At 71.7% G+C, this 8,223-nt stretch carries 9 protein-coding genes (1 of these 9 only partly in view); 1 reads left to right on the top strand and 8 read right to left on the bottom strand.

Annotated features, from left to right (window positions below):
• Positions 1-729 carry the 5' portion of a YicC/YloC family endoribonuclease gene (locus tag OV427_RS39460; protein ID WP_267861392.1) on the bottom strand. It extends 150 nt beyond the left edge of the window, so 729 of the gene's 879 nt are visible here — the first part of the coding sequence; the start codon lies at positions 727-729; the stop codon falls past the left edge of the window.
• An 84-nt stretch (positions 730-813) separates the two neighbouring features.
• On the opposite strand from OV427_RS39460, the gene OV427_RS39455 reads away from it, so the two are divergent.
• Positions 814-1,920: a glycosyltransferase family 9 protein gene (locus OV427_RS39455; RefSeq protein ID WP_267861391.1), complete on the top strand. Its 1,107-nt coding sequence runs from the start codon at positions 814-816 to the stop codon at positions 1,918-1,920.
• A 3-nt stretch (positions 1,921-1,923) separates the two neighbouring features.
• On the opposite strand, the gene OV427_RS50640 is transcribed toward OV427_RS39455, so the two are convergent.
• The 7 genes from OV427_RS50640 to OV427_RS39425 are packed head-to-tail and all read right to left on the bottom strand — an operon-like array spanning position 1,924 to position 8,219.
• On the bottom strand, positions 1,924-2,115 hold the full coding sequence (locus tag OV427_RS50640; RefSeq protein WP_324290024.1) for a Trm112 family protein: 192 nt from the start codon (positions 2,113-2,115) through the stop codon (positions 1,924-1,926).
• Positions 2,116-2,118: 3 nt separating this feature from the next.
• Complete coding sequence (locus OV427_RS39450) at positions 2,119-2,607, bottom strand: adenylyltransferase/cytidyltransferase family protein (protein WP_267861390.1); 489 nt, start codon at positions 2,605-2,607, stop codon at positions 2,119-2,121.
• Positions 2,604-3,617 carry a bifunctional heptose 7-phosphate kinase/heptose 1-phosphate adenyltransferase gene (locus OV427_RS39445; protein ID WP_267861389.1) on the bottom strand — a complete coding sequence of 338 codons (1,014 nt, stop codon included), beginning with the start codon at positions 3,615-3,617 and terminating at the stop codon, positions 2,604-2,606. The genes OV427_RS39450 and OV427_RS39445 overlap by 4 nt, the downstream gene beginning before the upstream one ends.
• Before the next feature lie 31 nt (positions 3,618-3,648).
• A complete protein-coding gene (gene lpxK, locus OV427_RS39440; protein WP_267861388.1) occupies positions 3,649-4,911 on the bottom strand; it encodes a tetraacyldisaccharide 4'-kinase in 1,263 nt (420 codons plus the stop codon).
• Complete coding sequence (locus OV427_RS39435; protein WP_267861387.1) at positions 4,899-5,927, bottom strand: glycosyltransferase; 1,029 nt, start codon at positions 5,925-5,927, stop codon at positions 4,899-4,901. The genes lpxK and OV427_RS39435 overlap by 13 nt, the downstream gene beginning before the upstream one ends.
• Positions 5,928-5,931: 4 nt before the next feature.
• Positions 5,932-6,939: a glycosyltransferase family 4 protein gene (locus OV427_RS39430; protein ID WP_267861386.1), complete on the bottom strand. Its 1,008-nt coding sequence runs from the start codon at positions 6,937-6,939 to the stop codon at positions 5,932-5,934.
• Positions 6,936-8,219, bottom strand: coding sequence for a 3-deoxy-D-manno-octulosonic acid transferase (locus tag OV427_RS39425; RefSeq protein WP_267861385.1), 1,284 nt, complete (start codon positions 8,217-8,219; stop codon positions 6,936-6,938). The genes OV427_RS39430 and OV427_RS39425 overlap by 4 nt, the downstream gene beginning before the upstream one ends.
• Between the last annotated feature and the right edge of the window lie 4 nt (positions 8,220-8,223).

Below are 8,223 nucleotides of genomic sequence, written 5' to 3'. Positions count from 1 at the left end.
GGCAGGCTCGCTGCTGGCCATGAGGGCCCGGAACTGCTCGAGGTGGCTCGCGAGGCGCGTGACTTCCTCGGCGATGTCCGTGCGCTCGGCGAAGAGGGCCACTTCCTGTGCGAGCCGCTGCGGGTCCACCGCCACGCCGCGCGCGAGCTCCGCGATTCGGTCCGAGAGCCGCTGCTGGTACTCCTGCACGGCGCGCGGGGCGAACTGCGCCACTTCGCGGCTCCAGCCCTCGAGCAGCTTCAGCCGGGCATCGAGGTCCGCGTAGATGGCCTCGCCCTCGACGAGGCGCATCTTCTCCAGCGCCGTCAGGGCCTGGTCGAGCGCGGCCTGCAGCGCCGGCGTGGCGGACTCCACGTCCACCCCCTTCTCCTCCAGGCGGACGACACCGGGCTGGTTCGCCACCTGGGACCAGGCGACCTCTCCCGCCAGGCCCAGCTCCTTGGCCAGCTCGCGGAAGGCGCGCACGTACTCGCGCGCCAGGCCCATATCCACCGTGGGAACCGTGCCGGAGGCGGTGGGGGCCTGCCGCTTCACCAGCAGCTCCACCGAGCCACGGGCCAGCCGGTCCTTCACCTGCTTCGTCACCGTCGGCTCCAGCGACGACAACTCGCGGGGCAGCCGCGCCTTCACTTCGCAGAACTTGTGGTTGAGCGAGCGCAGCTCGACGGAGACCTCTTCGTCTCCCACGCGCGCGCGGCCCGCTCCGAACCCGGTCATGCTCTTCAGCATTGGGCGGTTGCTAGGGGCTTTCGGCCCCCAGGTCAAGCCGCGCGCTTGCACCGCTTCTGTTTCTGTGTAGGGTCCGCCGCCGAGATGTCCTGGCACAAGCGGCTCGAGCTGTGGGCGAAGCTGGCGCTGGCGCTCGTGGCGTCCGCCCTGTTCTGGCGCCCCGGGCGTCGTCGCCGTCCTGGAAGTTCCCTGCCCGTCCCCCGGAAGGTGCTGCTCGTGCGGCCCGACAACCGCGTGGGCGAGGCACTGCTCACCACCCCCCTGATGCGCACCCTCAAGGCGAATGTGCACCCCGCTCCGGAAGTGCACGTGCTCGCCCACGCGAAGGTGGCGCGCGTACTGGCCGGTCATCCGGACGCGGACGCGGTCATCGCGTTCGACCGGCGGCGGCTCTGGATGGGACCGCTGGCGCCCGGGCTCCGGGCGCTGCGCCGCGAGCGCTACGACGTGGTGGTGGACTGCGCCAACTGGGAGTCCCCCTCCGTGACGAGCGCGCTCGTGTCGCGCATCGCCGGGCCCCATGCGGTGGTCATCGGCCCGGATGTCTGGCCGGTGTCCCGGCTCCATTCGCTGTCCGTGCCGGCTCGCCCTGACACGCGGAACGAGGCCGTGCAGCGTACGCACCTGCTCACCCCGCTCACCGGTGGCGCCGTGGCTCGCGGCCTGTCCTTCCGCGAGCCGGCCGTAGGCCCCTCCATCCGTGCCTGGCTGGAGGCGAACGCCGGCACCGCGTCCGCGGTCATCAACCCGGGCGGGCGCATGGGCCCCCGGCGCATTCCGCCCCAGGCCTTCGCAGCCGCCGCCCGGACGCTGCTGGAAATGGGCCGTGTCCCCATCGTCACCTGGGGTCCGGGTGAGGAAGAGCTCGCCCGCTCCGTGGTGGAGGCCGCGCCCGGGAGCCGGCTCGCTCCCGCCACGAACCTGGACGAGCTCGCGGCCCTCATGCGCGCGGCAGGGTTCACCGTGTGCAACAACACCGGGCCCATGCACCTGTCGGTGGCCGTGGGCGCCCCCACCCTGGCCTTCTTCCTCCGCATGGACATGGAGCGCTGGGGCCATGCCTATGCGCCGCACCGCATGGTGGACCTCACGGCGCTCGTGGATGGTGCGGGCGGAGAGGGCCTGGAGGCTCGGGCCTCGGAAGAGGTGCGAGCCTTCGCCTCGGCCCTTCGTGACTCGCGGACCCGGTAGTCCCTAGCCTGGCTCGGGCGCGGTCCGCGACTGCCGCTCCGGCACCATCCGGGGGACTCCTTCCTCCACCGGCCAGGCAGAGTGACAACGCGGACAACGGACCTCGGTGCGCGAGGCCTCTTCGTGCACCGTCAGCGGGCCCTTGCACAGGGGACAGCCCAGGACGGACCGCAGCGCCTCGTCCAGGGGCGGCACGGGCTACTTCGTCCCCTCGCGACCGAGGCGCCGGGCGAGGTCCGTGGTGCTGTGGTCCTTCGGGTCTCCAGACACCGCGGTGCGGCCACCGTAGGCGCGGACCTCGTCGCCCTCGGGGATGCTGTCCGGCGTGTAGTCCGTGCCCTTCACGTGCACGTCCGGCTTCAGGGCGCGGATGATGCTCCGCACGTTGGGCTCGTCGAAGACGATGACCCGGTCCGTGCAGGTGAGCGCGGCCACCAACTCGGCCCGCTCGGCCTCGGGGATGTAGGGGCGGCCCGGGCCCTTGTAGGCCCGCGTGGACGCGTCCGAGTTCACCGCCACCACGAGCACGTCCGCGAGCGCCCGCGCTCCCTCGAGGTAGCGGACGTGGCCCACGTGCAGCAGGTCGAAGACGCCGTTGGCCAGTGCCACCGTGCGGCCCTCGGTCCTCCAGCGCTCGCGTTCCTCCGCCACCTTCGCGAGGGGTTGGAGCTTGTCCAGGGTGCTCATCGCGCGCTCCGCAGCTCTTCGAGCAGCTCTTCCTTCGACACCGTCGCCGTGCCCGGCTTCTGCACCACCAGTGAGCCAGCCACGTTCGCCAGCCGTGCCGCCTCACCGAACGTGGCGCCCGCCGCCATTGCCAGCGAGAAGGTGGCAATCACCGTGTCTCCCGCCCCCGTCACGTCCACCGCCGACTTCGCGCCATGGACTGGGATGTGGTCCACCCCGCCTTCCGCGTCGAAAAGCGTCATGCCGTGCCGGCCTCGCGTCACCAGCAGCGCACGGCAGTCCAGTCTCCGCAGCGCCGCGTGCCCCGCTTCCAGCAGGTCCGCTTCCGTCCGCACCGGGCGCCCGGCGAGCGCCTCGAGCTCCGGCTCGTTGGGCTTGCACACCGTCAGCCCCGCGAAGGAGGACAGGGCATAGCGGCTGTCCACGCACACCGGCAGGCCATCCGCCGCCAGGCGCCGCAGCACCTCGCGTACCTCGTCCCCCAGCACGCCCGCGCCGTAGTCGGACACCACCACCGCGTCCGCGTCCCGCGCTGCTTCTTCCACCTGCTTCGCCAGCGCCTTGCGCATGCGCGGCGGCAGCGAGCCTCGCTGGCCCCGGTCCAGCCGCAACATCTGCTGGCGCGTCGTGCTCACGCCACCGGCAAGGATGCGCGTCTTCGTCTCCGTCTCGATGCCGCGCCCGCTCACCGCGTGGAGGCGGATGCCTGCCTCGTCGAAGAGGCGGCGGAGCGCGCTCCCCATCTCGTCCACGCCGAGCGCTCCCACCGCCGTCACCTGCCCTGAGAGCGCCCGGACATTGGCCGCCACGTTGGCGCCGCCGCCCAGCTTCACCTCCGCGGACTCGTAGCGAACGATGAGCACCGGAGCCTCGCGGCTCACCCTATCCGTCTGACCGTAGATGTAGTGGTCGGCAACCAGGTCCCCGACCAGCAACACCCGGCGTCGCGCGAAGGCGAGCGGCAGGCGCGAGGGCGAAGACAACGAGCGAGCGGGCGAGACTGCGGCCATGGCGGCGGTTTGTCCCACAGCCCCCCGCGCCTCACAAGTCGCGCGGCACGTCCGCCAGCCCGAGCGCCCGGCGCAGGTGGGACTCGCCCTCCAGAACCTCCACCCCCAGCCGCACCACCCACGCCGAGAAGCCGGGTGGCAGGCGCACCGCGTCCTTCTCCGTCGTCACCACCCGTGCGCCCTGCCGGGCGGCTCGCGACTCCACGTCCCGGAGCTCGTCCGCCGTGAAGCGGTGGTGGTCCGGAAAGAGGGCCGCATCACGCACCTCCGCGCCGAGGGAATGCAGGGTCCTCAGGAAGCCCCCTGGCCGGGCAAGCCCCGCGAGCGCTAGCACCGGCTGCCCGGCCAACGTGTCCGTCGGGAGGACGCGGCCCGAGGGCTCCAGCCATGCCGTAGGTCGGTAGCGGGTGCGGACGCGAGGGACTCCTCTGGCCTCGGGCAGGTCGGGGCCCATGGCCTCCATGGGTGTCGGTGCACGCGCTGGATTCCCTGAGGGAAGGCGACCCGCAAGCACCCCAGGGCCCGTGGCCTCCATCGATTGTGGCGCACGCGCTGGATTCCCTGGGGGAAGGCGACCCGCGGGCAGCTCAGGGCCTGGCGCCAGCGTGGAGGTGTCCGCAGCCGACGAGGAGGCGCGAACCCAGAGCAGGGTGGCGCGGCGCAGGGACGAGCGCGGCTCGCGCAGTGGGCCCCGGGGAAGCATGTGGCCATTGCCCAGTCCCACGGCCTCGTCCACCACGACAAGGTCCTCGTCACGCGCGAGCCTGCGATGCTGGAAACCGTCGTCGAGCAACACCGTGTCCAGGCCGAATTCGTCGCGCGCGCGGTACGCGCTGGCTACGCGGTCCGCTCCCACGAAGAGGCGCGCCTGGGGACAGCGACGTGCGAGCAGGAGCGGCTCGTCGCCAGCGTCCTCGACGGACGGCAGCGGCTCCGAGCCGGTAAAGCTCAGCGGCTCGCGCGAGCCTCGCCCGTAGCCGCGCGTGAGGATGCCGACCTTGTGTCCTGCTCGCACCAGCAGCTCAGCCAGGTGGAGCACCGCTGGCGTCTTGCCCGTTCCTCCCACGTTGACGTTGCCCACGGAGATGACTCGCAGGCCTTCCACGCGCTCGGCGCGCAGCAGGCCCGCATCGTAGAGGGCTCGCCGCAAGTGCACGGCCGCCGCGTACGGCCAGGACAGCGCGCTGAGGGGCGAGAGCAGTGCGCGACGCCCCCAGGTTTCGGGGGCTGGCGGATAGAAGACCCGCTCGATGGCCGTAGGCGCTTCGGTCGGCGTGTTGCTCACCGGGCGCATCTCGCTCGCTCGTAGAGCGCCAGCATGTCACTCGCGATTCGCGCGTTCGTCGGGTGCGCGACCGGTGCTCGTTGTCCGGAGAGTGCGGCGGAGACCACTGCCTCCGGCGTCGGTGACTCCACCCGCGCATCCGCGAGGTCCGGCAATGCGCCCTCCTCCACCGCCACCACTCGCACGCCGCAGGCACGGGCCTGGGCGGCGGCTCTCGCACTCCAGTCATTGCCAAGCCCGAGCAACCACACCTCGTCCAGCGCCTGGAGCCAGCGCACGAACGCTTCCCCCTGCTGGTAGCCCGTGAAGGTGACGGCGTCCTCCAGGCCGAGCTCCGTCACCTGCCGCCGCGTCACCTCCAGTAACGCCCCATCTCCCACGAGCACGAGGCGGGCCTCGGGCCGCTGCCTCCGGAACAACGCAAAGGCCTCCACTCCCACCGCGTGACGCCGCGAGGGCTGGAAGGTCGAGACCATGCCGAGCAGCGGCTGCCCCGTGACGCCCAGTTCGCGGCGCAGGACCTCTCTGTCAGCCGCCGGGTGGAATCGGGGGTCCAGCAACGCGGGCAGGACCTCGGCGGTCCTGCCCCTCTCCCGCAGCGGTGGAAGCAACATGCTCGCCGGAACCGTGTAGGCGTCCGCCGCCGGTAGCGAGGCGCGCAGCGAGCGTGGCGCGTGCAGCGAGCGGACCAGCACGGCACCTCGGGGCCGGCCCCACCTCGCGAGCAGGTGGTCGTGGCTGAAGTGCGAGTGCACCACGTCCACCTCGCGCTTTCGCAGGCGGCGCAGGTCGCTCCACATTCCCCAGGGCGGCGACTTCACCGACAACTCCAGCCCTCCCTCATCCAGCAGCCCGAGTTCCCGGAAGCGCGGCGCCGCGGGCTCTTCCGCCGGCACGTCCTTGCGCCTCCGGTCCACGGCCACCGTCACCTCGTGCCCGGCATCCCGCTGCGCCAGCGCCAGCAGCGCCACGTTCTCCGCGGGGCCGCTGAAGAAGGGGCTCGCGAGCAGGTGGAGGATTCGCATCCGCTCAGCGCTCCACCAGCGCGCGGTACAGGTCTCCCAGCGCCCGCGCCTCGTGCTCCACGCCACACCGGCGACGTGCCTCCTCGGCCGCGTTGCGCCCCACCTCTCTCGCGCGCTCCGGCTCCCGCATCAGCATGGCCAGCAACTCTCGCAGCGCCTTCACGTCGCCGGGCTCGAAGAAGAAACCCGTGCGCCCGTGCTCGATGAGCGTGTCCAGGTACGGCAGCTTCGACGCCACCACGCAGCACCCGGAAGCCATCGCCTCCACGTGCACCAGCGAATACCCCTCCGCGTAGGACGGGTGCACCAGCACGCTCAGCCCCTGGTACCAGGGCTCGATGACCGACTGCTCTCCCGCCAGCGACACCCGGTCCTCGATGCCAGCCCTCAGTCCATTCACCCAGTCCAGGTCCGCGCCCTTCGCCAGTCCCACGAGCACCGCCTGCCACTCCGGGTGCTCCGGTAGCAGCGGTCGCACGGCATCGAGGAAGTCGCCCTGCCCCTTCTCCTTCCGGATGCGGCCGATGACGCCCACGCCGTAGCGACCGCCCTGGCCGAGCCGACGCCACGCCTCGTCCCGGTCCTCCGGAGGGTGGAAGCGCGACAGGTCGATGCCGTGCGAGATGACCGTCGAGGGCAGCGCGATGACCTCCGCCACCTGCCGCGTCAGCGAGACGAGCGCGTCCGCACCCCTCGCGATGAAGCGCGTGAAGCCGCTCGGCGCCATGGAGGTGTGTCTCGTGAAGACGAGCCGCACCCGACGGCCCAGCAGCTTCAGCACCATGCCCGCCAGCAGCTCGTTGTTCCGGTGCGCGTGCCACACCACCGGCTCCGTGCGCGCGCGACGGAGCAGCTCGGGCCAGGTGATTCTCGGCAGGCCCTCACTCAGGCCGGAGCCGATGACCCGTGTCTCCGAGCCCGTGTCTCGCGTGAGCGCGGGCACCACCGACTCCACGTGGCGCGTCACCCCCGTGTACCGCTTGTGGAAGTGCGGATGGACGATGAGCGTCATCGCGGGTCCGGCCTCCCATGGGGAAAGAGCGTCGTCATCGCCTCCGCGTTCCTCTCGCTGGCACCGGAGATTCGCCGCACCGTCGCCTGCGCCTGCTCGCCCAGGCTCGCGAGCTGCTCGGGCGAGGCGAGCCACTCCGTCAGCGCCGCGTGCAGGGCTTCTCCATCGTTCACCTGCATGCCGCCGTGGCCCGTCAGCAGCTCCACGCTGTCCCGGAAGTTGTCCATGTGCGGCCCGTACAGCACCGGCTTCCCCTGCCCCGCCGGCTCCAGGATGTTCTGCCCGCCCCGCTTCGTGAACGAACCTCCCACGAACACCACCGTCGCCAGCCGGTACGCCCTCGACAGCTCGCCAATCGTGTCCAACACCACCACCTGCCCGCGCTCGGGATTGCCTTGCGAGCGCAGCCCCACGCTCAGCCCCTTCTCGCGCGCCAGCGTCACGATGCGCGCCGCCCGGTCCACGTACCTCGGCGCAATCACCAGCCGCAGGTCCGGCCACCGATCCAGCAGGCGGCGGTAGGCCTCGAGCAGCACCTCCTCCTCGCCCTCGTGCGTGCTTCCGGCAATCCAGACGCGGGCGCCCGGCTCCAGGCCCAGTGCGCCTTGCAGCGTCTCGTCCTCTCGCGCGGGGCCTCCCGCCAGCGAGTCGAACTTCGTGTTGCCCGTCACCCGCACCCACTCCGGCCGCGCTCCGAGGCTCCTCGCACGCTCGGCCTCTTCCTCCTGTCGCATCAGCAGCAGGTCCAGGTCGTGCAGCGGGTTGCCGATGAGCGCGAACAGGCGGCGGTACTTCCCCAGGTTCTTCGGGGAGAAGCGGCCGTTCGTCATCACCACCCGCGCCCCGCCTCGCTTCGCCGCGCGGATGAGGTTGGGCCAGATCTCCGTGTACTCCAGCACGAGCACGTCCGGGCGGATGGCCCGCACCGCCCGGCGCGTCGCGCCCCAGAGGTCGTAGGGCACGTACACCACCCCGTCGATGTCCTTCGCCAGCCGGCCCTTCGCCATCGCGTAGCCGCTGTCCGTCATCGTCGACAGGATGAGCTGGCAGCCCGGGAAGCGCGCCCGCAGGGGGGCGAACATCGGCGACAGGGCGAGCAGGTCTCCCGCGCTGGCGCCGTGCAGCCACAACACCGGGCCCTCGCCGCGCGGGGGCAGGCTGCCCGGGCCGTAGAAGCCGAGCCGCTCCTTCAGCCCATGGCGCGTCTTCCGGTGCAGCAAGAGCACCGGGAACAGGAGCGCGAAGAGCACATAGCTGGCGAGGATGTACAGGAGGCGCATGGGC

The sequence above is a fragment of the Pyxidicoccus sp. MSG2 genome (assembly GCF_026626705.1).
Taxonomy (GTDB): Bacteria; Myxococcota; Myxococcia; order Myxococcales; family Myxococcaceae; genus Myxococcus.
Note: the sequence above shows the minus strand (reverse complement) of the source record. Positions and strands in the feature narration are given on the sequence as shown.

Coding starts and splice junctions, on each gene's coding strand:
- lpxK (WP_267861388.1), bottom strand. CDS start 4,911: ATGCGCCCGGTGAGCAACACGCCGACCGAAGCGCCTACGGCCATCGAG.
- OV427_RS39425 (WP_267861385.1), bottom strand. CDS start 8,219: ATGCGCCTCCTGTACATCCTCGCCAGCTATGTGCTCTTCGCGCTCCTG.
- OV427_RS39445 (WP_267861389.1), bottom strand. CDS start 3,617: ATGGCCGCAGTCTCGCCCGCTCGCTCGTTGTCTTCGCCCTCGCGCCTG.
- OV427_RS39435 (WP_267861387.1), bottom strand. CDS start 5,927: ATGCGAATCCTCCACCTGCTCGCGAGCCCCTTCTTCAGCGGCCCCGCG.
- OV427_RS39455 (WP_267861391.1), top strand. CDS start 814: ATGTCCTGGCACAAGCGGCTCGAGCTGTGGGCGAAGCTGGCGCTGGCG.
- OV427_RS39430 (WP_267861386.1), bottom strand. CDS start 6,939: ATGACGCTCATCGTCCATCCGCACTTCCACAAGCGGTACACGGGGGTG.
- OV427_RS39450 (WP_267861390.1), bottom strand. CDS start 2,607: ATGAGCACCCTGGACAAGCTCCAACCCCTCGCGAAGGTGGCGGAGGAA.